Here is a 26591-nt window from a genome sequence, read left to right on the forward strand (position 1 = left end):
CGTGGCGATTGCTGACCAACGATCGATTTCCGGATACTAAAACGCCGCTCGATTGAGCGGCGTTCAAGTTTATCGCAACGGATCAGTCACGCACGTAAATGATTTCCGGACCGTCTTCGTCATCCACATCTTCTTCGTCCCAGTCATCGTCGCCGATGTCATGGACCGACTTCACGCCACTGCGACGCAGGGCACGCTTGTCGTCCAGCGCCTGCAACTGAGCACGGGCTTCGTCTTCGATGCGCTGATCGAGATCGGCCAGCTCTTCCTTGTACGCAGGATCTGCGGCGAGGCGATCGGCACGGTCTTCCATGTAGCGCATGATGTCATGGCACAGACGCTCGGTACCGATCTTGGCGATGGCCGAGATCACGTAAACCGGACCGGTCCACTCCAGACGATCGACGATTTCCTTGACCCGGGCATCGTGCTCTTCTTCAAGGATCTGGTCGCACTTGTTCAGCACCAGCCAGCGATCACGCTCGGCCAGCGACGGGCTGAATTTGATCAGCTCGTTGACGATCACTTCAGCCGCGTCCGGAGCACTGGAATCATCCAGTGGCGCCATGTCGACGAGGTGCAGCAGCAGACGCGTACGCGCCAGGTGCTTGAGGAAGCGAATGCCCAGGCCGGCACCGTCGGAAGCGCCTTCGATCAGACCCGGAATGTCGGCAATGACGAAGCTCTTCCAGCGATCGACGCTGACCACACCCAGGTTCGGCACCAGCGTGGTGAACGGGTAGTCGGCGACTTTCGGCTTGGCCGCCGAGACCGAACGGATAAAAGTACTTTTACCGGCGTTCGGCAAGCCCAGCAGACCGACGTCGGCCAGCACTTTCATTTCCAGTTTCAGGTCGCGCTGCTCGCCCGGCTTGCCTGGCGTGGTCTGACGCGGTGCACGGTTGGTACTGGATTTGAAACGGGTGTTGCCCAGACCGTGCCAGCCGCCCTGCACTACCATCAGTTTCTGACCGGCCTTGGTCAGGTCGCCGATGACTTCCTGAGTGGCAGAGTCGATCACGGTGGTGCCGACCGGCACGCGCAGGATCAGGTCTTCGCCCTTCTTGCCGGTGCAGTCGGTGCTGCCGCCGTTGGAGCCACGCTCGGCATCGAAGTGACGGGTGTAACGGTAGTCGACCAGGGTGTTGAGGTTTTCGTCGGCCATCATGTAGATGGAACCGCCATCACCGCCATCACCGCCGTTCGGACCGCCGTTTTCAATGAATTTTTCCCGGCGGAAACTCATGGCACCGTTGCCACCGTCACCGGCCTTTACGCGAATCGATACTTCATCAACAAACTTCATAACCAACGCCTCTCGCCGTACGGACGAGCCGAAAAACAATCAAGACATAAGACTCTTGCAAAAATGAGCGCAGCGACCCCAAGACACGACCTGCATCGCACGCCGACAGCCCATACAAACAGCTTTGCAAGAGACTCACCCCACAAACGAAAAAGCCCCGTCGCAAGACAGGGCTTCTCCAGCGATCTCGCGATTAAGCCGCGATTACGCTCACGTAACGACGACCGAAGGCGCCCTTTACTTCGAACTTGATCACGCCTTCGATTTTAGCGAAGAGAGTGTGATCCTTGCCCATGCCAACGCCGTAGCCAGCGTGGAATTGGGTGCCGCGCTGACGCACGATGATGTTGCCGGCCTTGATGACCTGGCCGCCATACATTTTCACGCCAAGGCGTTTGGCTTCTGAGTCGCGACCGTTACGGGTACTACCACCAGCTTTTTTGTGTGCCATGAGTTCAATTCTCCTAGTGAGGAATTAGGCTGTAATTAAGCCTGAATACCGGTGATTTTGATCTCGGTGAACCACTGGCGGTGGCCCATACGCTTCATGTGGTGCTTACGACGACGGAACTTGATGATGCGGACTTTATCGTGACGACCTTGGGAGATCACTTCAGCCTTGACGGTTGCGCCAGCAACAACTGGTGCGCCGATGTTCACGTCGTCGCCGTTGGCGACCAGCAGAACGCGATCAAAAGTCACGGATTCGCCAGTAGCGATTTCCAGTTTTTCGATCTTCAGGTATTCACCTTCAGCGACCTTGTATTGCTTACCGCCGGTAACGATTACTGCGTACATGGTATTTCTCCGATAATCCTGCTCACCCAGCTCTTTATAAGAAGAGGTATTGGCTGGCATGGCTGCATGGGGCTGGAACGGCCCAAGTGCAATTGCGTAAGGCAGGTGCTGCCCAGGAAGTTCAGGGTGCGCGATTGTACGCAAGCAATCTGCCTCGCGCAAGTGGCCGTCCATCGCGCCTTGACAGGTCTGGACGGGGGTCCTAGCATGCCGCGCAACCCTTCTGGAGCGACTCTCGCTGATGCAACCCCAAGCTTTCTACCGCGCGGTGGCGGACGATTTTAGCGCCGTCGACGGCATCATCAAGAAGCAGCTGACGTCTCGAGTGCCGCTGGTATCGAAAATCGGCGATTACATCACGTCGGCCGGCGGCAAACGTCTGCGTCCTTTATTAGTGTTGCTGTGTGGCAAGGCCCTGGGGCGCGAAGGCGACGACATGCGCCTGCTGGCCGCCACCATCGAATTCCTGCACACCGCGACCCTGCTGCATGACGACGTCGTCGACATGTCCGGGATGCGTCGTGGCCGCTCGACCGCCAACGCCATGTGGGGCAATGCCCCGAGCGTGCTGGTCGGCGATTTCCTGTACTCGCGCTCGTTCGAAATGATGGTCGAACTGGGCTCGATGCCGGTGATGAAGATTTTGTCTCAAGCCACGCGGATCATCGCTGAAGGCGAAGTGTTGCAGCTGTCCAAGGTGCGTGACGCCAGCACCAGCGAAGAAACCTACATGGAAGTCATCCGCGGCAAGACCGCGATGCTCTTCGAAGCCTCGACCCACAGCGCCGCCGCGCTCGCCGGCGCGACCGCCGAGCAGAGCGAAGCCCTGCGCACGTTCGGCGATCACCTGGGTGTGGCGTTCCAGCTGGTTGATGACTTGCTCGACTACAAAGGCGACGCGGAAACCCTGGGCAAGAACGTCGGCGACGATCTGGCCGAAGGCAAACCGACCCTGCCACTGATCTACACCATGCGCGAAGGCACGGCCGAACAGGCGGCACTGGTGCGTCAGGCGATCCAGAAAGGCGGGATCGAAGACCTGGAAAGCATCCGCATCGCCGTCGAAGCGTCCGGCTCGCTGGAGTACACCGCGCAACTGGCCCGCGATTACGTGGCCCGCGCGATCAAGTGCCTCGAGGCGCTGCCGGCCAGCGAATACCGCGATGCGCTGGTGGAACTGAGCGAGTTCGCGGTCGCCCGCACGCACTGATTCATCCCCTGTGGGAGCGACGGTGCGACGATTCGACCTGCTCGCGAAAGCAATCTGCCAATCGACTCAATGTTGACTGACACAGCGCTTTCGCGAGCAGGCTCGCTCCCACAGTTGTTTCTGCGCTATGCCCTCCTCCGCGTAAAACCCTATACAATGTGCGCCCTTTAGTCCTCCTGATACCCAAGGAACCTTAGTGAGCACGTTGCCACCCTGCCCGAAATGCAATTCCGAATACACCTACGAAGACGGCACCCAAATGGTCTGCCCCGAGTGCGCCCACGAGTGGTCTGCCAGCGGCGAAGCCGAAGTGGCGGCCGATGATGCCGTGAAGAAAGATTCGGTCGGCAACGTCCTGCAGGACGGCGACACCATCACCGTGATCAAGGACCTCAAGGTCAAAGGCACGTCGCTGGTGGTCAAGGTCGGCACCAAGGTCAAGAACATCCGCCTGTGCGACGGCGATCATGACATCGACTGTAAGATCGATGGCATCGGCCCGATGAAGCTCAAATCCGAGTTCGTCAGAAAAGTCTGAGCCTTGCGTCATCCATCCTGCGCCAGCCGTGGGATGGAGCTTTGCCCTCCCCACTTCAGCTCAATGAATCCGCGCATGGCCATCAGCCAGCCATTTTGACTTGACACAACCTTTACCCGGAAAACACCACGATCCGCCAATAGGCACTTGCTATTTGATGAATAAGAATTATTCTCATTGAAACCTTTCAAGGAGATGAGACCCATGACTTATTTGATCGACGCCTGGCTGGATCGCCCACACCCGTACCTCAGAATCCTCCATCGGGAAACCGGCGAAGTCTGCGCGGTGCTTGAAGAAGAAGCCTTGCATGAGCTGCAGGATCAAGGCGATCTGGACGTCAGCAGCCTCAATTCCAGCGAGCCGCTGGTACTCAAGGAGCTGGTGCGCAATCTGTTCCTGTTCTGCTATGCCCGGGCCTTGCGCCCGACCAATGAGCTGCACAACAAGATCGAAATATGAGCGGTAGTACAAAACCTGTGGGAGCGAGCCTGCTCGCGAAGGCGGATTTGCAGTCGACGATTGAGTTGACTGACACACCGCCTTCGCAAACAGACTCGCTCCCACAGGGTTAGCCCGCCATCAAGGCAGGCTCGGTATTACAGAACGTCGAGCAACTCGACGTCAAACACCAGAACGCTGTGCGGCGGGATGCTGCCCACGCCTTGCGCGCCGTAAGCCAGTTCGCTCGGCACGTACAGGCGCCATTTGCTGCCGGCATTCATCAGTTGCAGAGCTTCGGTCCAGCCCGGGATCACGCCGCCAACCGGGAATTCTGCAGGCTGGCCGCGCTCGTAGGAGCTGTCGAACACAGTGCCGTCGATCAGGGTGCCGTGGTAGTGCGTGCGCACCTGATCTTCACGGGTCGGCTTGGCGCCTTCGCCCTGAGTCAGCACTTCGAATTGCAGGCCGGAAGCCAAGGTGGTGATGCCGTCACGCTTGGCGTTTTCGGCGAGGAAGGCCAGGCCTTCGCCAGCCGCAGCTTCAGCCTTGGCAGCTGCTTCGGCTTGCATGATTTCGCGGATAACCTTGAAGCTGGCGGACATTTCTTCCTGCCCCACACGGCTTGGTTTGCCGGCGAAAGCGTCGGTCAGACCGGCCAGGATCGCGTCCAGGCTGACACCCGGTGGCGGGTTGTCGCGCAACTGGTCGCCGAGTTGACGGCCGATACCGTAGCTGACGCGGGTTTCGTCGGTGGACAGATTTACTTCGGACATGACACTGCTCCGCTGTGCGGACGGCCACAGGACTTGCCGTGCGTGCACAGCGCGTCCCGGCGCGCCCGGAACCAAAAGGGCGAGCAGACTAGCACAGATACCCCGGACTTGGGGCCGGGCCTACAGGGCCGAGCGCCAGGCGAGCGGCACTTTCAGGCTTTCATCGAGGTCAGCGACCAGCCCGCACATTTCGTCATGGACCGAGGTGTGCACAAGGTTGAAGGGCAGCACCGGGAAAGCATGCAGCAGATCCCGCGCGTGCTCCACTGAGCGCAGCGTCAGCATATTGCCCTTGAGATCGCTCAACGGATACGCCGTCCCATGCATCCTCGCTTCCAACAGGTAAATGCCTCCTTCCATGGAGATCAGGTTCAATTCGTCGACCTTCCTGGCAACAGCAAACGCGTTCAACTCTTGCAGGTTCATGGAAGCACCTCACACCGTGGCGAATCGCACCGTTACAGGCATAGGCCGCTGCGCTTGAAAGCACAAGCCACAAACGAAACCGCCCGTCTGTTTCGCAACAGACGGGCGGTTTTTTTTGCCTTGATCGGCTGATCAGTGCTTGGTGACCTTGTCCAGGTAACCCATGGCAAACGCGGACACCACAAAAGTCATGTGAATGATCACGTACCACATCAGATGCTCGGGATCGACGTTCTTGGCATCCATGAAGATGCGCAGCAAGTGGATCGAAGAAATCGCCACGATCGACGCCGCGACTTTCATCTTCAGCGACGACGAGTCCATGGTACCCAGCCAGCTGAGCTTCTCTTTGCCTTCGTCGATGTCCAGTTGCGAGACGAAGTTCTCGTAGCCGGAAATCATCACCATCACCAGCAGACCGCCCACCAGCGCCATGTCGATCAGCGACAGCAGCACCAGAATCAGATCCGATTCAGCCATGGCGAAGACATTGGGCAGGATATGGATGATTTCCTGGAAGAACTTCAATGCCAGCGCCAGCAGACCGAGGGACAGGCCGATGTAGATCGGCGCCAGCAGCCAGCGGGTGGCGTACATTGCATTTTCGATAAAGCGTTCCATTGACTCTCACACAAGGGGCTGGAAATGGCGGCGAGTATAACAGCCCGCTGTGACAGCCAGAAACCGCCGGAAAATCCGCCACCTGCGTGTGTGTGACAAAGTTTTTCTGCTAGTGTCCAAAGCATTGACAGCCCAATGACAGTGGACAGGACGCGTGGAAATGGATGTGCGATCAGCCTTGACGACTGCCGGAATCTGCCTAGCCTTGCTCATCGGCGGTTGTTCGCCCGGCGATGAAAAGCAAGTCGCCAACCTCGACGAAAAGACCGCCACCTTCGAACAGTCACTGGACACGATCAGCGATCCGAAGCTCAAGGACGCCATCACCGAACTCGGCGGTTCGCTGCTGTTGCTCGAACGCGCCCGACTCAAGCTCGACGACATCACCCCGCACACCGAATACGGCGCCGACGCCCTCGCCGTGCTCAAGCACTACCCTACCCCGCAAGCGCTGGTCGATACCTTTATCAATGGCCTGTTCGTGCTGCACAAGGACGCCAGCTCGGATTACCTCACCGATCTGCAACCGGTATACCCGTTCAACCTGAACATTCCCGGCGGTTTCCTGTTCCCGCACGGCATCGAGTGGCACTCGGTGACGCTAAGCAACAAACGCGTGATCGCCTGGCAGCCGGAGTGGTCGGAAACCGATCCGGGCATTCAGCTCAGCCCGTCCAGCTCCAACGTGACCAATCCCGACGACCTGACGGTGACCTACCCGTTCATCGATGGCCTCAACGTCGACAAAAAAAGCCTGCCACAACCGGTCAGCCTGCAAGGCCAGGTCGAAGTCATCGCGCCACGTCGCCTGTACAGTTTCGACCTGACGCAGAAAGACGTCGGCCAGACTCGCACGAACGACAACCTCAGCGTCAAACTGCTCAAGCTGGAAAAAAACTATGCCGAGGTCGAAGTCAGCAACAGCCTGCCGCTGGCGGCAGAAGTCGCCGAAACCCGGATCAATCCGCTGATCGTCCAGGCCCGCGACGCCAGTGGCCAATACCTGGTGCGCGCCGGCTCGATCAACGAAAGCCCGGAGCAGGTCGAGTTTTACCAGAAGCAACTGAGGCAGTTACAGAAGCAGAAGAGCTGGAGCGACACCCTGGAAAAACAGCTCAGCGACGACCAGCAAGCCTTCGAGAAAGACCACCCGCGCCGCTACAACAAGGTGTATTTCCACGGCCCGATCGAGACCCTGGAAGTCAGCGTGCTCGACTTCTCCTCGGCGACGGTGACGCGCAACCCCCTGGATCTGCCGGTGCGCACCTTCAATCCGCACACCACGGCCAAAGCCGTGCAGCCGCTGGATCTGCCAGTTGTGGTGTATGACGACCTCGCCGCCAACTGGCTCAAAGGCGCGGACCTGACCGAGGAACAATTGAAGGCCGGCGTGCGCATTCATCAATCGGTGGAAGAGCCGAGCGCGGCGCGTATCGAGTTTTCCCACCGCCGCACCTTCAATGACGAATTGCTTGGCGACGAACTCAACCCCGGCGTCAGTCCCGTGACCTTCTTCACGGAAAAGCGCGGCGGCAAACTCGACGAGCCGATCGAACTGCCGCCCGAGGCGTACCAGGTCGATCCGCTGCAAGCGACGATTACTTATGATCTGAATCTGTTTCCGGAAACCCCGGCGATTGCCGTGGGTTCGATGCCGTTGTTCCTGGCCACGGTGGCCAAGCAATCCTACGACGCGCAGTCATTGCCCAAAGGCCTGGCGATCAAGGACAACACGCTGGTGGTCGACCTGAAAACCTTCCCGGCCAACGAATGGCGTTTCTTCGTCAAGGACGACAGTGGCCATTACCTCAAGCAGATTCTTTCGGTCAGCCACGACGCCAGCACCGAAGGCCCGGCGCTACTCGGCGTGCACTATTTTTACGGTCGCCCGACTCGCGTGGAAACCTATCAGCGCACCGACCTCGCCACCGTGCAATACGGCTTTGAGGTCAAGCTCGACAAGGCGCCGGTGGACCAGACAGCGCCTTAACCGTTGAGGCTGCGCCCACGACCGCCGTTGATCTGCCGCAACTGCGCTTGCAGATGCAAGCTCCAGATCTGCGGATCATCGGCCAGTTCGTAACCATGCAAGGTCAGGCTTTCAACGATGGTGTCGAGAATCGACTCGGCCGCGACCGGGCCGTGAAACGGGCCCTGGGCTTTGATCGCGGAAGGTTGTTCGCCGGCCATGCCGGCCGCGAAGAGCAGCGTCCACATGCCATTGTCGCCGGCCAGCGGCTTGACGGCGCATTCGATCCGGGTCACCAGACCCAGGCATTGACGGGTGAGACAGAGGTTGCGCGACATGGCGGCGACCCTCGGTAAAGCCGGTATTCAGCCCCCACGGGAGGACTGGCTCGATCCAGTGATACTGTCGATATCCTTGACCTGAGAATAGAAGAAAAGTGTCCCGCGCAAGCCAAATGGAACCAGAAGGCGCCGAATGGTCATTGTGTGAATATTGGCGCCAGAGTAGTGGCACATTCCCCGAAGATCCCCGCAGAGATCAATCTGGAAAAGAATTGTGGGAGCGAGCCTGCTCGCGAAGACGATGGATCAGCCAACTCATTCGTCGACTGATACAGCGCTTCCGCGAGCAGGCTCGCTCCCACAGGGTTTATTGCAAGCCTGTCAGGCGGGTTTGGCTTCGGCGAGAGCCTCCTGCGCCAGTTCCTTCTCGGCCTCTTTCAGGTCCTCTTCGCTGATCATCTCGGCGATATCGCGCAGGCGTTCGACCACTCGGGCATTGATGCTGCCTTCGGGGAATTCGCCATCGGCGTTCGGCTCTCCGGCCGGCTCGCCCACCAGCAGGCTCAACGCCTCATCGGCCTGGCGCACCGCATACACGTGGAACTGGCCGGCGCGCACGGCGGCGAGGACTTTCTCATCGAGCATCAGCGTGGCGACGTTGGCCTGGGGAATGATTGCGCCCTGCTCGCCGGTCAGGCCGCGTGCTTCGCAGAGGCGGAAGAAGCCTTCGATCTTCTCGTTGACCCCGCCGACTGCCTGCACCTCGCCGAACTGGTTGATCGAACCGGTGATGGCAAAACATTGCTTGAGCGGGGTTTTCGACAGCGCCGAAATCAGCGTGCACGCCTCGCCCAGCGATGCGCTGTCGCCGTCGACGTAACCGTACGACTGCTCCAGCGCAATGCTCGCCGAGATCGCCAGCGGGAATTCCTGGGCATAACGGCTGCCCAGATAACCGGTGAGGATCATCACGCCTTTGGAGTGAATCGGCTGGCCGAGGTTGACCTCACGCTCGATGTCGACGATGCCGCTGCCGCCCGGGTAGACCGTGGCGGAAATCCGCGCCGGCACGCCGAACGCCGAATCGCCGACCTCGAGCACCGTCAGCCCGTTGCATTTGCCGACTGCCGCACCGTCGGTGTCTATTAGGATGATTCCGGCGAGCATGTCGTCGAGAATCCGCGCCGAGACCCGCCCGGTGCGGGTGGCCTTGGCTTTCAGGGCGCGTTCGATATGGCCGGCGTCGGTCATTTCATCGCCGGCCAGATGGCGAATGAAATCCGCCTCGCTGACCAGTTGGAACAGATCGCCAATGCGCGCCGACAAGCGCCCCTGATGCTCGGCCAGCCGTGCGCTATAGGTCGCCAGCCGCGCCACCGCATCGGCGGTCAGCGGCGCCATGCCTTCTTCCGAAGTACGGGTTTTCAGGAGCTGGGCGAACTGCTCGAGGCTTTCGTCGACCATCGGGATGTCTTCGTCGAAGTCGACCAGAACGCGGAACATCTCCTGGAAGTCCGGATCGAGATCCTGCAGCGTGTAATACAGCTGCCGCGCACCGATGATGATGACTTTGACCTGCAGCGGAATGTGCTGCGGGTTCAGGGTCATGGTGGCGAAGCGGCCCATCTCGCCCAGCGGCGATTCCATTTTCAGTTTGCGCGATTGCAGGGCGCGCTTGAGCGCATCCCACACGAACGGCTCGCTGAGCATTTTTTCCGCTTCGAGAATCAGGAAACCGCCGTTGGCGCGATGCAGCGCCCCCGGACGCAACTGCCGGTAAGTGGTGTAGAGCGCGCCTTGATCGGTGGTGTACTCGATGCGGCCGAACAGGTTTTCGTAGGTCGGATGCGGTTCGAACACCACCGGTGCACCGCCGCTGGCCGGATGCCCGACCACCAGGCTCGGTGCGTATTGTTCTTCCAGCAACTTGCGCGCGACGGCGTCAGTCTTGCTGTCGTCGACCAGTTGCTCGACCACGGTTTTCAGCAGGTAGACCTGCATCGCTTGCAGGTAACCGCAGACCCCGGCGTTCTCTGCGTACTTCTCCGACAGCGGCGCCAGCAACGGCTGCAAGGCCAGGGTGATGGTTTCTTCGTTGAGCGAACGCAGTTGATTGTTCGACTCGCGCTTCCACTGCGGCAGGCTGGCGAGTTCTTCGTTCAGACGCTCTTCGAGGCCGGAAATGTCATCGTGAAAACGCTCGCGCTCGGCTTCCGGCAACTGCGCGAATTCGGCTTCGTCCAGGGCCTTGCCGTCGAGCATTGGGGTGAAAGCGATATTGCTGCTGTCGCGGTACAGGGCGACGTCTTTTTCCAGGGCCAGGCGTTCGATGATGTCCAGCGCCTTGTCGTAGCGCTGATTGAAGGCGCGGTCGATGGCGCTTTTTTTCTGCTGGTAGGACGGGTGTTCGAAAACTGCTGGAAAAGTCGCCAGCAGGTTGTCGATCAGGCCGTTGATGTCGCCGATGAACGAGGCCGCCGTGCCCGATGGCAGCTCCAGTGCGCGCGGTTCGCGCGGCTCATCGAAGTTGTTGACGTAGACCCAGTCCGCCGGGGTCTGCAGGCGCTTGCCTTCGGCTTTCAGGTAGCGTTTGACGAACGAGAAACGGCCGGTGCCGGGCTCGCCCATGACGAATACGTTGTAACCGGGGCGTGGCATCGCCACACCGAACTGCAAGGCTTCGACCGCGCGTTCCTGGCCGAGCACACCGCGAAAGGGCTCCAGATCATTGGTGCTAGTGAAGCTGAACTGTTCAGCGGAAAACGGACGAGTCAGCGCTTCGGGCGCAAGACGCAGGCTGGCAGCAACAGGATCAGGCATCGGGCTTCCTTAACAATCAGGCGGGGCAGGTAGCGGCATTCTGGCGCTGCCCGTGCCCCACTGGCAAGGCGCGCCACATGACAAAGCATAGACAAGCGCGCGGCCGGTCGACGGGTCCCGATAAATCAGAGGTTTATTCCAAATATTTTGCAAAAAGTCACGGAACCGCTGGAACGTGCCTAAACTCCAAACTGCGCGGCTGGAACTAATACCGGCCCACTGACACTTTCGGCTTTGTCCTCGGGCAGAGCGCGAAGGGCCAGAACCCTGTCCATTGGTATGCACATAAAGAGAACAAAGCTATGAAACGGATTCTTCTCGGTACTCTCTTCACCGCTGTATCCATCAACGCAATGGCGCAAGCCCCGGGCGGCCCGGATTGCGGTTGGGGCAACATGCTGTTCGAAGGTCAGCGTGGCACTCCGGCGCACTTCCTTGCTTCCACCACCAACGGCACTTCCGGTAACGCTACCTTCGGTATGACTTCCGGCACCAACGGCTGCTCGACCAACGCGTCCCTGACTTATGGCGGCAAATCCTGGTTCGCCATGAATGGCATGATGAACGAGCTGTCCGAAGACATGGCCAAAGGCAACGGCGAAGCGCTGACCACCTATGCCGTGGTACTGGGCGTAGCACCGGAAGATCGCGCGCATTTCGCGCAAGTGACCCACGAGCACTTCCAGCAGATCTTCAGCAAGGCTGACGTGACCGCTGAAGACGTGCATACCAACACCCTGGCAGTACTGAAATCGGACCCACGTCTGGCCAAGTACGCAACTCAGGCTTAAGCTCGACCCCGCCCGCTTCCTTCGGGAAGCGGGTTTTTATTTTGATTACGGTCTGTGGCGAGGGGATTTATCCCCGTTCGGCTGCGAAGCAGTCGTAAAACCTGTGCATGCGATGTATCCGATGCATTGGTGACACAGCTTATGGGGCCGCTTCGCACCCCGGGGGGAATAACTCCCCTCGCCACAGGGTGCAGTGATTACCCCCGATACGGGATTTTTTTTCTTTCGACTTAAGTTGCCACCTATGCTCAAACGCCTTGCCTGGCTGGCGCTCTGTGTCTGCGCCCCGCTGTCCGCCGCGCCTCACATCGATCCTCAACGTTTGCAGCAACTGGCCAACGACCGCTTCTGGATTTCCCTCGGTCATTACGAAACCGCCAAGCTTGGCGGCTGGCGCAGCTATGTCAGCGACAAGAAGTTCTTTCTCGCGCCCGACGGCAACGAGCATCCGGACCGCGAACTCGCCGCCACCGTGCAGGCGCTGTACGCCCCGGCCAGCCTCGGCGAGCAACACGCACAATGCGTATACCCGGCGCGTACACGCTGGCTGAAAGCGCAGCTCAATCTCGCTGACCTGCCAGCGCCGGAATGCGCCGAATACAGGAAATGGTTCAAGGACGTCTCGCCGCACAGTGCGGTGATGATTTTCCCGGCGGCGTATCTCAACAGCCCATCGTCGATGTTCGGCCACACCCTGCTGCGCATCGATCAGGCGGATGTGCAGGCTGATAAAACCTCGCTGCTCAGCTACGCGATCAACTTCGGTGCCTACATCGAAGGCTCGGACAACAGCATTCTGTATGCCTGGAAAGGCTTGATGGGCGGCTACCCGGGGCTGTTTGCGCTGGTGCCGTATCAGGAAAAACTCTCGGAATACCGCAGCCTGGAAAACCGCGACCTGTGGGAATACCGGCTCAATCTGACTCAGGAAGAAACCGCACGCATGGTCGAACATGTGTGGGAGCTCAAGCAGATCCAGTTCGACTACTTCTTCTTCGACGAAAACTGCTCGTATCGCTTGCTGGAATTGCTGCAAGTGGCGCGGCCGAGCCTGCGCCTGACCGAACAATTCCCGCTGACCGCGATCCCGACCGACACCGTCAAAGCGGTGAAAGAAGCCGGGCTGGTCGAGCACATCGAATATCGCCCGTCCCGCGAACGTGAACTGCTCAGCCGCGCCGAGCCGTTGAGCGATGATGAACAGCAATGGGTGCTGAAAGTCAGCGCCGATCAAAAAGTCCTGCAAGAGCCAGCGTTCAAAGCCCTGCCGCGCGCACGTCAGGCGCTGATCGTCGACGCCGCCTATCGTCTGGAGCGCTACCGCGCCAACGGTCAGGAGCGCGACCCGCAACGAGCGCAGCGCAGTTTCGAACTGTTGCGGGCGATCAACAAGAACCCGGCGCCGGAGCTGGAAATACCGCAACCCGGTCTGCCCGAAGATGGCCACGAGTCCCGCACCTGGCAGGCCGGGCTCGGTACGCGAGGCGATCGCGCCTTTGGCGAATACGGCCTGCGCATGGCTTATCACGACCTCAATGACAACGCCGAAAGCTTTCCTCTCGGCGCGCAGATCGAGATCCTGCAACTGAAGCTGCGTCAATACGAAGGCAATGACTGGCAGTTGCAGCAACTGGACCTGGCGACCATTCGTTCGCTGACACCGCGCAACGAGCTGCTGCAACCATTGTCGTGGCAAGTCACCGGTGGCCTTGAGCGCGTGCCGGGCAAGCATGACGACGAAACGCTGGTCAGCCATGTCAACGGTGGCGGCGGCGGCACGTGGCAGTTGGGCGAAGACGTTCTCGGCTTCGCTCTGGGCACGGTGCGGGTGGAACACAACAACGACTTCGCCGAGTTTGTTTCCCCGGCCGGTGGCTTCAACACCGGCGTGCTGTGGAAAAACCCGCTGGGCAATCTGAGCCTGGAAGCCAAGGGCGACTACTTCTTCAACGGCGAAGTGCGCCGCAGCCTGAGCCTGAATCAGCAGTGGGAGCTGTCGCGCAACCTCGGTCTGCGCTTGAGTGCGCAGCGTGAATTCAGCCAGCTCGCCAGCCCGGAAACAGAAGTCATGCTTGAAGTGAAGTGGTATCACTACTGATCCCCGCACACAGCACAAAACCAATGTGGGAGCGAGCCTGCTCGCGAAAGCGGTGGGTCAGTCAATAGTAGTGTTGCCTGACACGACGCCTTCGCGAGCAGGCTCGCTCCCACACGCGCTTTGTGGTGTGCAATGGATTTTTCACAGGCCTTCGACAGCCGCCTCATGAATCGCCTTCTAGACTTCCCGTATCAGCCGAAAACCGGCGCGGGAGAGTGCGATGTGGCGGTGCGTGGGGTTGTTGGGCGTTGTATTGGCGCTGGGCGGTTGCCAGACCACCCATGAAGACTTGATCGCCAAGGGTTATCCGCCGGCCTTCGCCGACGGTTTCGATGACGGCTGCATCAGCGGCCGGCAAGCGGCGGGGTCGATCAGCGGCGAATTTCGCAAGAACGTGCCGCGCTATCTCAAGGATCAGCAATACGCCGAAGGCTGGGTCGACGGCTTCCGCCAATGTCAGGCGATGCTCGAAAACAAGGATCGCGAGCAATATCGCAACGAACATTGGGACGAACGCGAACGCGCCTGGCAGCAGCAGAAGGACCAGGACGTCGGGCGGGCCTATCGCTCGCAATAGGTCGCTTGCAGACATCCAGTGAAACCAAATGCCGGCAACCATGGCCCAAATCCTTTAACAGGAGGACTTCATGAGTCGCGCATTCGTCAACGAAGACAACGCCGCCGCGCAGGCCGATCAGCCGGTCGAACGTCAGGTCAGCACGCAGCCCAACTACGTCACCCCGCAAGGTCTGGCGCAATTGCAGGCGAAAGTCACCGAGCTGCAAAGCCTGCACGCTGAGCAAACGGCCAAGGGCGAGCAGGCCGACAAACAACGTCTCGCCGATCTACAACGGGATCTGCGTTATTTCACTCAACGCCTGAGCAGCGCCCAAGTCGCAGTCGCTGCGACTTCCACCGACAAGGTGCAGATCGGTAGCTGGGTGACTTTTGCCGATGAACACGACACTGAACACCGCGTGCAACTGGTCGGCGAGGATCAGGCCGACGCCAGTCAGGGCCTGATCAACTGGGCCTCACCGCTGGGCCGGGCCTTGCTCGGCGCCCGGCTCAACGATGAAGTGCTGTGGCAGCGGCCTGCCGGCGATCAACTGATCGAAGTGATCCGCATCGAACCGGCTTAAACCACGCCTTGCGCCAACATCGCATCGGCGACTTTGACGAAGCCGGCGATGTTCGCGCCTTTGACGTAATTGATCTGACCGTTGTCTTCGCCGTAATGCACGCAGGCGTGGTGGATCGACTGCATGATCGCGTGCAGCTTGCTGTCGACCTCGCCCGCGGTCCACAGCAGGCGCATGGCGTTCTGCGACATTTCCAGACCACTCACGGCAACACCGCCCGCATTCGACGCCTTGCCCGGTGCGAACAGAATGCCGGCCTCGATAAAGATATCCACAGCCTCCAGCGTGGTCGGCATGTTCGCGCCTTCAGCCACACAGACGCAGCCATTGCGCAGTAGAGTGCGCGCAGCCTCGGCGTCGAGTTCGTTCTGTGTCGCGCAGGGCAGAGCGATGTCGCACGCCAACGACCATGGATGCTGGCCAGCGCGGAATTCCAGACCATGGGCGCTCGCCAGTTCGCTGATGCGCCCACGTTTGACGTTCTTCAACTCCAGCAGCGCCAGCCACTGTTCTTCGCTCAGTCCTGCTTCGCAGTACAGCGTGCCTTCGGAGTCGGACAGGGAAATCACTTTGCCGCCCAGGTCCATCACTTTGCGCGCCGCGTACTGGGCAACGTTGCCGGAACCGGAAATCGCCACGCGCTTGCCTTCCACGCTCTGCCCGCGGCGCTTGAGCATTTCTTCGGCGAAGTACACGCAGCCGAAACCGGTGGCTTCCGGGCGAATCAGGCTGCCGCCGTAGGTCATGCCCTTGCCGGTGAGGACGCTGGTGAACTGGTTGCTCAGGCGCTTGTACTGGCCAAACAGGAAACCGATCTCCCGCGCACCGACGCCGATGTCACCGGCCGGCACGTCGACGTCGGCACCGATGTGGCGATACAGCTCGCTCATGAACGCCTGGCAGAAGCGCATGACTTCAGCATCGCTCTTGCCCTTGGGATCGAAGTCCGAACCGCCCTTGCCGCCGCCCATGGGCAGGGACGTCAGCGAGTTCTTGAAGGTCTGCTCGAAGGCGAGAAATTTCAGCACGCCGAGGTTCACCGACGGATGAAAACGCAAGCCGCCCTTGTACGGGCCGATGGCGCTGTTCATCTGGATACGGAAGCCGCGATTGACCTGGACCTTGCCCTGATCGTCGACCCACGACACCCGGAACACCAGCGCGCGCTCCGGCTCGCAGATACGCTCGAGAATGCCCGAAGTCAGGTAATGCGGATTAGCTTCGAGAAACGGCCAAAGACTGCGCAGGACTTCTTCGACAGCCTGGTGGAATTCGGGTTGATCCGGGTCGCGTTTTTTCAGGCGCGCAAGGAAGGATTCGACGGATTCGATCATGGGCAAAGTCTCGGCAAATTTATTGTCGTTGGAGGAGATTGGGCCGGACTGTAACAAACGAATTGCGCACAGGAACAGAGCAAAATGTCGCAGTTATGAAATTAAATGGTGCACAGGATATAAATCCGAGGGGGTTTTGATCCGTTTTTGCACCTGAGTGGGGAGCACAGATTCAAGACTTGCACCAACAGTTACACCGTCTTCGCGAGCAGGCTCGCTCCCACATTTGGAATGCGTTACCCCTGTGGGAGCGAGCCTGCTCGCGAATCGCCGCGCCTGGGTTGACTGAAAAAACTCAGGCAAAAAAAACGGAGCCCGAAGGCTCCGCTCTCTCATGCAACCAACCCGATATCAGGCCAGTTTCTTGTGACGTACCCGGTGTGGCTGGGCCGCTGCTTCGCCGAGGCGTTTTTTGCGGTCGGCTTCGTACTCGGTGTAGTTGCCTTCGAAGAACACCGCTTGCGAGTCGTCTTCGTACGCCAGGATGTGCGTGGCGACACGGTCAAGGAACCACCGATCGTGGGAGATCACAATCGCCGCGCCAGGGAAGTCCAGCAGGGCTTCTTCCAGCGAACGCAGGGTTTCCACGTCGAGGTCGTTGGACGGTTCGTCGAGCAGCAGGACGTTTCCGCCCTCCTTCAGGGTCAGCGCCAGGTGCAGACGACCGCGCTCACCGCCGGACAGATCCTTGACGAACTTCTGCTGGTCGCCGCCCTTGAAGTTGAAGCGACCGACGTAGGTGCGCGACGGGATCTCGTAGTTGCCGATGCGGATCTGGTCGGAACCGTCGGAAATCTGCTGGAACACGGTCTTGCTGCCGTCGAGGTCTTCGCGGCTCTGGTCGACGCAGGCCAGCTGCACGGTTTCACCGATTTCGATGCTGCCCGAATCCGGTGTTTCCTTGCCCATCAGCATGCGGAACAGCGTCGATTTACCGGCACCGTTACCGCCGATCACGCCGACGATGGCGCCCTTCGGCATGGAGAACGACAGGTTGTCGATCAGCACGCGATCGCCGTAGCCCTTGGTGACGTTCTTGAACTCGATGACCTTGTCGCCCAGGCGTGGACCGGCCGGGATGTAGATCTCGTTGGTTTCGCTGCGCTTCTGGAATTCCTGCGATTGCATTTCTTCGAAGCGTTGCAGACGTGCCTTGGATTTCGACTGGCGGGCCTTGGCGCCTTTGCGCACCCATTCCAGTTCTTCTTTCATGGCTTTTTCATGAGCCGACTGCTGCTTGGATTCCTGGGCCAGACGATCGGACTTGGCTTCGAGCCAGCCCGAATAGTTGCCCTCGTAAGGAATGCCCGCGCCGCGGTCGAGCTCCAGAATCCAGCCGGCGACGTTGTCGAGGAAGTAACGGTCGTGCGTGATCGCGACCACGGTGCCCGGGAAGTCGTGGAGGAAATGCTCCAGCCATGCCACCGAATCGGCGTCCAAGTGGTTGGTCGGTTCGTCGAGCAGCAGCATGTCTGGCGCGGACAGCAGCAGACGGCACAGGGCGACGCGACGTTTTTCACCACCGGACAGGTGTTCGACTTTCGCGTCCCAGGCCGGCAGACGCAGTGCATCGGCAGCGACTTCCAGCTGGCGCTCGAGGTTGTGGCCGTCGCTGGCCTGGAGGATCGCTTCGAGCTTGGCCTGTTCAGCAGCAAGCTTGTCGAAGTCGGCATCCGGGTCGGCGTAGGCCGCGTAGACCTCGTCCAGGCGCGCTTGCGCATCCTTGATCACGCTGACCGCTTCCTCGACCACTTCACGTACGGTCTTGGCTGGGTCGAGCTGCGGCTCTTGCGGCAGGTAACCGATGTTCAGGTCCGGCATCGGACGGGCTTCGCCTTCGAACTCGGTGTCGACGCCGGCCATGATTTTCAGCAGCGTGGATTTACCCGAACCGTTGAGGCCGAGCACGCCGATCTTGGCGCCGGGGAAGAAGGACAGCGAAATGTTCTTGAGGATTTCCCGCTTCGGCGGAACAACTTTGCCCAGCCGATGCATGGTGAAGACGTATTGAGCCATGGAGAACCTTGGGTCAGTGACAGATGAATGATTGGAGCGCAGGCGATGCCTGGCCAGACTGTGCGCGTCGTTCACTTGATCGCGATCAATGCGTGCGCGCTGGAAAAAGTCTGATTGTAGGGGCTGGAACGCCCCCGGTCTAACCGGCAAAGCTACCTTAATGCTGGAAGGCAGTCCAGCCGAGAGGGGCTGGCACTTAGCCACGAGTCAAGGCATGCTAGCCGCCCTTCGGGCGTCCGGCTTATAGTGCACGTCGCGCCAGTCCAGCCAAATCGCAGGATCACAGCTTGACCAATGTCACTCCGCCAGCCTCTGTGAGCAGCACCCCACCGGCGCCCGGCTCGCCCCTGCGCGGGACATTGAAGGGGGCGCTGGCCACCCTCGTGCTGTTATTGCTCGCGTTGCTGTTCTGGCAACTGCTCGATCAATTGCGCGAAACCCAGAAAAATCAGCGCCAATACACCATCGACTACACCGCCGACCTCGCCGCTCAGGTCAGCCTGAACATGGCGCTGAATGCGCAAATCGCCCTCAATCTGCTACCGATCGTCGAACAACCGCAAACTGCCGACGAACAGCAGATGCTCCTGCGCAAGCTGCAACGCTCGCTGCCCGACCTGCGCAGCATGGCCCTGCTCTCGCCCTCCGGCCGGATCATCAGCGACAGCGCCACCGACAGTTCCGACGCCGATTACCTGACTGAACTGGTGCGCCGCAGCCGTGCCCAGGCGCATTACTTCAGCAATGCCGATGACGGCTCGGTGGTGCATCTGCTGCTGCATCAGGCCAGCGGCAGCAGTCGCGGTTACTGGGCCTTGCGCCTGACGCCAACCTTCTTCGACTCGCTGACCAAACAGGACGCCACCGCCCTGCGCCCGTTGTGGCTGGTGGAAAACCGCCTCAATCACCAGATCATCAGCCGCGAAGCAGGGCTGCCCCCGACCAAGGCTGGCGGGCTGACGCCCGACGATGTCGCCAACACCGTGCTGACCGTGCCGCTGAGCAGCAGCGATTGGCAACTGCGCGGGCTGTTCGACCGCCAGCGCGTCCTTGAAGAGTTGCTGCCAGCGTTCATCGGCAAATGCCTGCTCGGCCTGGCGTTTTCGATGTTGCCGGTGATCGCGCTGCTGAACATGCGTCGGCGTCAGCGCCAGGTGCATGAAGGCCGGCGGCGTTATCAGGATATTTTCGAAGGCACCGGCGTGGCCTTGTGCGTACTCGACCTGTCCGGCCTCAAGCAGATGTTCGAGAAGGCGCAGATTCAGACCAGCGACCAGCTCAAGGCCTGGCTCGAACAACCGCAGCAGCGCCAGCAGTTGCTCGCGGAAATGCGCGTCACCGAAGTCAACCAGGTCGCCCTGCAACTGCTCGATGTGCACTCCTGCGACGATGCCTGGCAACTGCTGATCGATGGCCAGCGCCATCCGCAGTGCGCGATCGGTCAGCAGATCCTCGACGCCGTCCTGCAGCAGCAGAAACAGCTGGAACTGGAAATCAAACTGCCCAACAGCAACGGTCGCGACCAGCATCTGTGGATGGTTTTGCGCCTGCCGAGCGAGCAGCACGACTATAAAGCGGTGATCCTCAGCATCAACGACATCACCAGCCGCAAGCTGATCGAACTGTCGCTGCTGGAGCGTGAAGGCTTCTGGTCGGACGTGGTGCGCACCGTGCCCGATCATCTGTATGTGCAGGACGTGATCAGCCAGCGGATGATTTTCAGCAACCACCACCTCGGCCAGACCCTGGGCTACAACCGCACCGAACTGCATCAGATGGGCGAGTACTTCTGGGAAATCCTCCTGCACCCGGAAGATGCCGACTATTACCATCGCTCGCGGCAGTTGCAGCGTCACGCCGGTTACAGCCAGTTGTTGCAATGCCAATTGCGCTTCCGCCATCGCGACGGCAAGTGGCGGCGCTTCGACATCCGTGAACAGGCGCTGGCGCGGGACAAGCACGATCAGGTCACGCGGATCATCGGCGTGGCCAAGGACATCACCGAACAGATCGAGGCCAGCGAATCGCTGCGTGACAGCGAGCAGCGCTACCGCATGCTTGCCGAAAGCATCAGCGACGTGATTTTCTCCACCGACAGCAAGCTCTCGCTGAACTACGTCAGCCCGTCGGTGCAGGCCGTGCTCGGTTACAACGCCGACTGGATTTTCCAGAACGGCTGGCAATCGATCATCGCCAATCCCGGGCAACTGAACGGCATTCATTTGCTGATGGACCGCGTCAGCAAGGCGCTGGACAAGCCCGAGCAACTGGCATTGCTGCGCAGTCAGGTGCAAACGCAGCTGTTCCTCTTCGATTGCCTGCGTGCCGACGGCCGCAAGATTCCGATCGAACTGCGCCTGGTGCTGGTGTGGGACGAACACGGCGCGTTCGAAGGAGTGCTCGGCGTCGGCCGCGATATCAGTCAACAGCGCCGTGCCGAAAAAGATCTGCGCATGGCCGCCACGGTATTCGAGCACTCGACTTCGGCAATCCTGATCACCGACCCGGCCGGCTACATCGTCCAGGCCAACGAAGCGTTCAGTCGGGTCAGCGGCTACAGCGTTGGCGAAGTGCTCGACCAGTTGCCGAACATGCTCACTGTCGACGAGCAGCAGGACGCGCACTTGCGCTACGTGCTCAAGCAGTTGCACGAGCACAGCACCTGGGAAGGCGAAGTGTGGATGAAGCGCCGTAACGGCGAACATTACCCGGCGTGGGTCGGCATTACTGCCGTGCTCGACGATGAGGGCGATCTGGCCAGTTACGTGTGTTTCTTCAGCGACATCAGCGAGCGCAAGGCCAGCGAGCAGCGCATCCACCGCCTCGCCTATTACGACGCCCTCACCCACCTGCCGAACCGCACGCTGTTCCAGGATCGTCTGCACACCGCGCTGCAAGCGGCCGAACGGCAGAAGTCGTGGGTGGTGCTGATGTTCCTCGACCTCGACCGTTTCAAACCGATCAACGACTCCCTCGGCCACGCCGCCGGCGACCGCATGCTCAAGGACATGGCCACGCGCCTGCTGGCCTGCGTCGATGACGATGACACCGTGGCGCGCATGGGCGGCGACGAATTCACCCTGCTGCTGCAGCATCGCTCCAACCGAGAATTGGCGCTGAACCGGGCGATTCACGTGGCCGAGCAGATTCTCGCCAGCCTGGTGCGGCCGTTCGTGCTTGAGGGTCGTGAGTTCTTCGTTACCGCCAGTATCGGCATCGCCCTGAGTCCGCAGGACGGCAACGAACTCAGCCAGTTGATGAAAAACGCCGACACGGCGATGTATCACGCCAAGGAACGCGGCAAGAACAACTTCCAGTTCTATCAGGCCGATATGAACGCCAGTGCGCTGGAGCGTCTGGAACTGGAAAGCGATCTGCGCCATGCGCTGGAGCAGAACGAATTCGTCCTGTATTACCAGCCGCAGTTCAGTGGCGACGGCAAGCGCCTGACCGGCGCCGAAGCGCTGCTGCGCTGGCGCCATCCGCGTCGCGGGCTGGTGCCGCCGGGGGATTTCATTCCGGTGCTGGAAGAGCTCGGTCTGGTGGTGGACGTTGGCGACTGGGTCATCAGCGAGGCCTGTCGACAGCTGAAAACCTGGCACCAGCAACGGGTGCGGGTGCCGAAGGTGTCGGTGAACATCTCCGCACGGCAGTTCTCCGACGGCCAGTTGGGCACGCGAATCGCGACGATCCTGCGCGAAACCGGCCTTCCACCGGCATGTCTGGAGCTGGAATTGACCGAAAGTATCCTGATGCGCGAAGTCAGCGAGGCGATGCAGATTCTTGCCGGGCTGAAAAACCTCGGCCTGAGTATCGCGGTCGATGACTTCGGCACCGGTTATTCATCGCTCAACTACCTCAAGCAATTCCCGATCGACGTGCTGAAGATCGACCGCACCTTCGTCGACGGCCTGCCGTCCGGCGAGCAGGACGCGCAGATCGCCCGGGCGATCATCGCCATGGCCCACAGCCTGAATCTTGCGGTGATCGCCGAGGGTGTGGAGACTCATGAGCAACTGGACTTCCTGCGAGAGCATGGCTGCGATGAGGTGCAGGGATATCTGTTCGGCCGGCCAATGCCGGCGGGGCGGTTTGAAGCGCAGTTCTGTAACGATGCGCTGTTCATGTTCGACTGAAGATCTGCGGCGCGGCCTTCGCGAGCAGGCTCGCTCCCACATTTGAGATGCATTCCCTTGCTGCAATGCATTCTCCTGTGGGAGCGAGCCTGCTCGCGAAGGGGCCGGCAAAAGCACCGCACATCTGTCATGAACGCCACTTGTCTGCGACATGACGTCGTTTCATATGTCATCCAAAAGCGGTTGGGTTAGAATGCCCCCCTTTTCTGCCCCCCCGATCCTTGAGGACCGCCATGTTCAGCCGTGATTTGACTATTGCCAAGTACGACGCCGACCTTTTTGCCGCCATGGAGCAAGAAGCTCAGCGTCAGGAAGAACACATTGAGCTGATCGCTTCGGAAAACTACACCAGCCCAGCGGTGATGGAAGCTCAAGGCTCGGTCCTGACCAACAAGTACGCCGAAGGCTATCCGGGCAAGCGTTACTACGGTGGTTGCGAATATGTGGACGTGGTTGAACAACTGGCCATCGACCGCGCCAAGGAACTGTTCGGCGCCGATTACGCCAACGTTCAGCCGCACGCCGGTTCGCAAGCCAACGCCGCTGTTTACCTGGCTCTGCTGCAAGGTGGAGACACCATTCTGGGCATGAGCCTGGCCCATGGTGGTCACCTGACCCACGGCGCCAGCGTTTCCTCCTCGGGCAAGCTGTACAACGCCGTTCAATACGGTATCGATGCCAACGGCCTGATCGACTACGACGAAGTCGAGCGCCTGGCGGTCGAGCACAAGCCGAAGATGATCGTTGCCGGTTTCTCGGCCTATTCGCAGATTCTCGACTTCCCGCGCTTCCGCGAAATCGCTGACAAGGTTGGCGCTTACCTGTTCGTCGACATGGCTCACGTTGCCGGTCTGGTTGCCGCGGGTGTGTACCCGAACCCGGTGCCGTTCGCTGACGTCGTGACCACCACCACGCACAAGACCCTGCGCGGTCCACGTGGCGGTCTGATCCTGGCTCGCGCCAACGCCGAGATCGAGAAGAAGCTCAACTCCGCAGTATTCCCGGGCGCCCAGGGTGGTCCGCTGGAGCACGTGATCGCCGCCAAGGCAATCTGCTTCAAGGAAGCGCTGCAGCCAGAGTTCAAGGCTTACCAGGAACAAGTGGTGAAGAATGCTCAGGCCATGGCCGAAGTGTTCATCGCGCGCGGTTTCGACGTAGTATCCGGCGGTACCAAGAACCACCTGTTCCTGCTGTCGCTGATCAAGCAGGACATCTCCGGTAAAGACGCCGACGCCGCACTGGGCAAAGCGTTCATCACCGTGAACAAGAACTCCGTACCTAACGATCCACGCTCGCCGTTCGTTACCTCCGGCCTGCGCTTCGGTACTCCGGCTGTGACCACCCGCGGTTTCAAAGAGGCCGAGTGCAAAGAGCTGGCTGGCTGGATCTGCGACATCCTGGCTGACCTGAACAACGAAGCGGTGATCGACGCCGTTCGCGAGAAAGTCAAAGCCATCTGCAAGAAACTGCCGGTGTACGGCGCTTGATGCGACGTTAAACCCGCAGCATGAAAAACCGGCCAAGTGATTGGCCGGTTTTTTTTCGCCTGCAATTCACCTGTAGGAGCTGCCGAAGGCTGCGATCTTTTGATCTGGATTTTAAAAACAAGATCAAAAGATCGCAGCCTTCGGCAGCACCTACGCGGCTTTGGCCGCTGGTCAGACCGGTCATGCCAATTTCATGCTTCCCCCTTGTATTCAGGAAAAACCCAAGCCTAGACTGCGCCTGCACTGGACATACCGGTAAGACCACAATAATTAAGTCCTGAATCCGCTGCGCCACGCGTACGGCAGCCAGGACACCGACCCAGGATTCCTCCCATGCTCAGATGGTGCTCGCGCTCAATCTTCCTTCAAGTGGTTCTCGGACTGATGCTCGGCATCGTCTGCGGGCTGACCCTTCCTGAATACTCCGCCCAGCTGAAACCGCTCGGCGATGGCTTCATCAAACTGATCAAGATGCTCATTGGCCTGATCGTGTTCTGTGTGGTGGTCAGCGGCATCAGCGGCGCGGGCGATCTGAAGAAGGTCGGGCGCATCGGCCTCAAGTCGGTGATCTATTTCGAAGTGCTGACCACCATCGCTCTGGTGATCGGTCTGGTGTTCGCCTTCAGCACCGGCATTGGCAGCGGCGCGAACATTCATCTGGAGCAACTCTCCAGCGCCGACATGGGCGACCTCGCCGAGCGCGGCCAGCACATGCACACCACCACACAATTTCTGATGGACCTGATCCCGACCTCGGTGATCGGTGCCTTCGCTGACAACAATATTCTGCAAGTGCTGCTGTTTTCGGTGCTGTTCGGCAGTGCGCTGAATCTGGTCGGCGAAGCCGCTTCCGGGATTTCGCGGCTGATCAACGAACTCAGCCACGTGATCTTCCGCATCATGGGCATGATCGTCCGGCTGGCGCCGATCGGCGTGTTCGGTGCCATCGCCTTCACTACCAGCAAATACGGCCTGGACTCGCTGCAGCACCTGGGCAGTCTGGTCGGTCTGTTCTACCTGACCTGCGTCGCCTTCGTCGCGCTGATCCTCGGTCTGGTGATGCGCGTTTCCGGCCTGCGCATGTGGCCGCTGCTCAAGTACCTGCGCGAAGAACTGCTGATCGTCATGGGCACTGCCTCTTCCGACGCCGTGCTGCCACAGATCATGCGCAAGCTCGAACACCTCGGTATTGGCAGCTCGACGGTCGGTCTGGTGATCCCGACCGGGTACTCGTTCAACCTCGACGGTTTCTCGATCTACCTGACCCTGGCCATCGTGTTCATCGCCAACGCCACCGGCACGCCACTGGCGATGACCGATTTGCTGACGATTCTGCTGGTGTCGCTGATCACCTCCAAAGGCGCCCACGGCATTCCCGGTTCGGCGCTGGTGATTCTCGCCGCGACGCTGACGGCGATCCCGGCGATTCCCGTAGTCGGTCTGGTGCTGGTGTTGGCCGTGGACTGGTTCATGGGCATCGGCCGCGCGCTGACCAATCTGATCGGCAACTGCGTCGCCACCGTGGCCATCGCCCGCTGGGAAAAGGACATCGATGTACAGCGCGCGAACAAGGTGCTCAACGGCGAACAGGGCTATAACTTTCAACCGCGAAAAACCGTCGCTCAGGCGGCGGCCAAAGAATTCTGAATGAGTGCCGTTCCTGCCAATGCGCAGGCACGGCGCAGGGAGCCAATACGTGATTACAACGTCAACCGTCGTCAACTCAGTGGTGGAAAAACTCCGCGCCGCGTTGGCCCGTGGCCAATGGCGCTCCGGCGACATGCTGCCGGGCCAGCGCGAACTGGCCGAACAGCTGGGCATCAGCCGACCGAGCCTGCGCGAAGCGGTGATTGTCCTCGAAACACTCGGCCTGGTGCGCTCGATGCCGGGCAAAGGCGTAGTCGTCCTCGACGCACAACTCTGTGACAGCCAGAGCCACGACAGCGCGGTGGCCGGCGCCAGTCTCGAAGACGTGCTGCAACTGCGCTACACCCTTGAGCCGTTCATCGTTGGCCTGGTCGCGCAATCGATCAGCAGCAAGGAAGTCGGCCAGTTGCGCCTGACCCTGATGGACATGCGCGAAGCCCTCGAGGCCGGTGACAGTGAGGCCGGAGTCAGTGCCTACATCGCTTTCCACGAAGAACTGTTCACGCTGACCTCGAATCCGATTTTCCAGAGCGTGGTGCAGCAGACCAGTAACGCGCTCAAGCAAAGCGCCGAAGTGTTGCGCAATTCCCCGGAACATCTGGCCGAACGCCTGGAAGAAAACGAAGCCGTAGTCCGCGCGATCCGCAGCAAGAACAGCGCTCAGGCCAGCGCCGAAATGCGCCGGCACATTCTGCGCGAAGGTCAGCGCATGGGCATCGAGCTGAATATTCCGGATGACAACCTGCCCACCTGA

General features: G+C 60.1%; 23 protein-coding genes. 12 read left to right on the forward strand and 11 right to left on the reverse strand.

The window, feature by feature from the left end:
• Positions 1 to 82 precede the first annotated feature (82 nt).
• From cgtA to rplU, 3 genes are all read right to left on the reverse strand, one after another.
• Entirely contained in the window at positions 83 to 1306 is a 1224-nt protein-coding gene (gene cgtA, locus OC605_RS04015; RefSeq protein WP_016773122.1) for an Obg family GTPase CgtA, read from the reverse strand.
• 193 nt (positions 1307 to 1499) lie between these two features.
• Complete coding sequence (gene rpmA / locus OC605_RS04020; RefSeq protein ID WP_016773121.1) at positions 1500 to 1757, reverse strand: 50S ribosomal protein L27; 258 nt, start codon at positions 1755 to 1757, stop codon at positions 1500 to 1502.
• Between the two features lie 35 nt (positions 1758 to 1792).
• Positions 1793 to 2104, reverse strand: coding sequence for a 50S ribosomal protein L21 (gene rplU, locus OC605_RS04025; RefSeq protein ID WP_007924746.1), 312 nt, complete (start codon positions 2102 to 2104; stop codon positions 1793 to 1795).
• 241 nt (positions 2105 to 2345) lie between these two features.
• Between rplU and OC605_RS04030 the strand changes: the two genes are divergently transcribed.
• The 3 genes from OC605_RS04030 (at position 2346) to OC605_RS04040 (ending at position 4314) form a co-directional block, all read left to right on the forward strand.
• On the forward strand, positions 2346 to 3314 hold the full coding sequence (locus OC605_RS04030; protein ID WP_016773120.1) for a polyprenyl synthetase family protein: 969 nt from the start codon (positions 2346 to 2348) through the stop codon (positions 3312 to 3314).
• A gap of 196 nt (positions 3315 to 3510) precedes the next feature.
• The gene (locus OC605_RS04035) at positions 3511 to 3852 is read left to right on the forward strand and encodes a zinc ribbon domain-containing protein YjdM (protein WP_186569383.1); all 342 of its coding nucleotides are present in this window, start codon (positions 3511 to 3513) and stop codon (positions 3850 to 3852) included.
• A 204-nt stretch (positions 3853 to 4056) separates the two neighbouring features.
• Entirely contained in the window at positions 4057 to 4314 is a 258-nt protein-coding gene (locus tag OC605_RS04040) for a hypothetical protein (RefSeq protein WP_016773118.1), read from the forward strand.
• Between the two features lie 137 nt (positions 4315 to 4451).
• Here OC605_RS04040 and OC605_RS04045 read toward each other — a convergent pair whose 3' ends face one another.
• From OC605_RS04045 to OC605_RS04055, 3 genes are all read right to left on the reverse strand, one after another.
• Positions 4452 to 5069 (reverse strand): FKBP-type peptidyl-prolyl cis-trans isomerase, encoded by a 618-nt coding sequence (locus tag OC605_RS04045; RefSeq protein ID WP_186569384.1) that lies wholly within the window; start codon positions 5067 to 5069, stop codon positions 4452 to 4454.
• Between the two features lie 120 nt (positions 5070 to 5189).
• Complete coding sequence (locus OC605_RS04050) at positions 5190 to 5495, reverse strand: DUF6482 family protein (RefSeq protein WP_024014365.1); 306 nt, start codon at positions 5493 to 5495, stop codon at positions 5190 to 5192.
• Positions 5496 to 5627: 132 nt separating this feature from the next.
• A complete protein-coding gene (locus OC605_RS04055; protein WP_016773116.1) occupies positions 5628 to 6116 on the reverse strand; it encodes a TIGR00645 family protein in 489 nt (162 codons plus the stop codon).
• Between the two features lie 160 nt (positions 6117 to 6276).
• Here OC605_RS04055 and OC605_RS04060 point away from each other — a divergent pair, with 160 nt between their 5' ends.
• Complete coding sequence (locus tag OC605_RS04060) at positions 6277 to 8106, forward strand: hypothetical protein (protein ID WP_262136354.1); 1830 nt, start codon at positions 6277 to 6279, stop codon at positions 8104 to 8106.
• Here OC605_RS04060 and OC605_RS04065 read toward each other — a convergent pair.
• A complete protein-coding gene (locus OC605_RS04065; protein WP_016773114.1) occupies positions 8103 to 8423 on the reverse strand; it encodes a hypothetical protein in 321 nt (106 codons plus the stop codon). The two genes, OC605_RS04060 and OC605_RS04065, sit on opposite strands and share 4 nt — an antisense overlap.
• 324 nt (positions 8424 to 8747) lie before the next feature.
• On the reverse strand, positions 8748 to 11186 hold the full coding sequence (locus tag OC605_RS04070) for a Lon protease family protein (RefSeq protein WP_024014367.1): 2439 nt from the start codon (positions 11184 to 11186) through the stop codon (positions 8748 to 8750).
• Positions 11187 to 11488: 302 nt separating this feature from the next.
• Between OC605_RS04070 and OC605_RS04075 the strand changes: the two genes are divergently transcribed.
• The 4 genes from OC605_RS04075 to OC605_RS04090 all read left to right on the forward strand — a co-directional run bounded on the left by OC605_RS04075 (position 11489) and on the right by OC605_RS04090 (position 15217).
• Positions 11489 to 11977 (forward strand): DUF3015 domain-containing protein, encoded by a 489-nt coding sequence (locus OC605_RS04075; protein ID WP_016773112.1) that lies wholly within the window; start codon positions 11489 to 11491, stop codon positions 11975 to 11977.
• 244 nt (positions 11978 to 12221) lie between these two features.
• Positions 12222 to 14075, forward strand: coding sequence for a DUF4105 domain-containing protein (locus OC605_RS04080; RefSeq protein WP_262136355.1), 1854 nt, complete (start codon positions 12222 to 12224; stop codon positions 14073 to 14075).
• Between the two features lie 220 nt (positions 14076 to 14295).
• Complete coding sequence (locus tag OC605_RS04085) at positions 14296 to 14652, forward strand: hypothetical protein (RefSeq protein WP_262136356.1); 357 nt, start codon at positions 14296 to 14298, stop codon at positions 14650 to 14652.
• Positions 14653 to 14722: 70 nt separating this feature from the next.
• Positions 14723 to 15217 (forward strand): GreA/GreB family elongation factor, encoded by a 495-nt coding sequence (locus tag OC605_RS04090; RefSeq protein ID WP_110646711.1) that lies wholly within the window; start codon positions 14723 to 14725, stop codon positions 15215 to 15217.
• On the opposite strand, the gene gdhA is transcribed toward OC605_RS04090, so the two are convergent.
• On the reverse strand, positions 15214 to 16551 hold the full coding sequence (gdhA, locus tag OC605_RS04095; protein ID WP_262136357.1) for an NADP-specific glutamate dehydrogenase: 1338 nt from the start codon (positions 16549 to 16551) through the stop codon (positions 15214 to 15216). The two genes, OC605_RS04090 and gdhA, sit on opposite strands and share 4 nt — an antisense overlap.
• Positions 16552 to 16902: 351 nt before the next feature.
• Entirely contained in the window at positions 16903 to 18567 is a 1665-nt protein-coding gene (gene ettA / locus OC605_RS04100) for an energy-dependent translational throttle protein EttA (protein ID WP_016773108.1), read from the reverse strand.
• A 287-nt stretch (positions 18568 to 18854) separates the two neighbouring features.
• Here ettA and morA point away from each other — a divergent pair, with 287 nt between their 5' ends.
• Positions 18855 to 22703 carry a cyclic di-GMP receptor MorA gene (gene morA / locus OC605_RS04105; protein ID WP_262136358.1) on the forward strand — a complete coding sequence of 1283 codons (3849 nt, stop codon included), beginning with the start codon at positions 18855 to 18857 and terminating at the stop codon, positions 22701 to 22703.
• A 233-nt stretch (positions 22704 to 22936) separates the two neighbouring features.
• Positions 22937 to 24190, forward strand: a complete 1254-nt coding sequence (gene glyA, locus OC605_RS04110) for a serine hydroxymethyltransferase (RefSeq protein ID WP_186569391.1) — start codon at positions 22937 to 22939, stop codon at positions 24188 to 24190.
• A 7-nt stretch (positions 24191 to 24197) separates the two neighbouring features.
• On the opposite strand, the gene OC605_RS04115 is transcribed toward glyA, so the two are convergent.
• Positions 24198 to 24374 (reverse strand): hypothetical protein, encoded by a 177-nt coding sequence (locus OC605_RS04115; protein ID WP_174823884.1) that lies wholly within the window; start codon positions 24372 to 24374, stop codon positions 24198 to 24200.
• 149 nt (positions 24375 to 24523) lie between these two features.
• Between OC605_RS04115 and OC605_RS04120 the strand changes: the two genes are divergently transcribed.
• The gene (locus tag OC605_RS04120) at positions 24524 to 25837 is read left to right on the forward strand and encodes a C4-dicarboxylate transporter DctA (protein ID WP_110603140.1); all 1314 of its coding nucleotides are present in this window, start codon (positions 24524 to 24526) and stop codon (positions 25835 to 25837) included.
• A gap of 49 nt (positions 25838 to 25886) precedes the next feature.
• On the forward strand, positions 25887 to 26591 hold the full coding sequence (locus OC605_RS04125; protein ID WP_262136359.1) for a FadR/GntR family transcriptional regulator: 705 nt from the start codon (positions 25887 to 25889) through the stop codon (positions 26589 to 26591).

It is taken from the genome of Pseudomonas sp. Marseille-Q5117 (assembly GCF_946901175.1).
Taxonomy (GTDB): Bacteria; Pseudomonadota; Gammaproteobacteria; order Pseudomonadales; family Pseudomonadaceae; genus Aquipseudomonas; species Aquipseudomonas iranensis.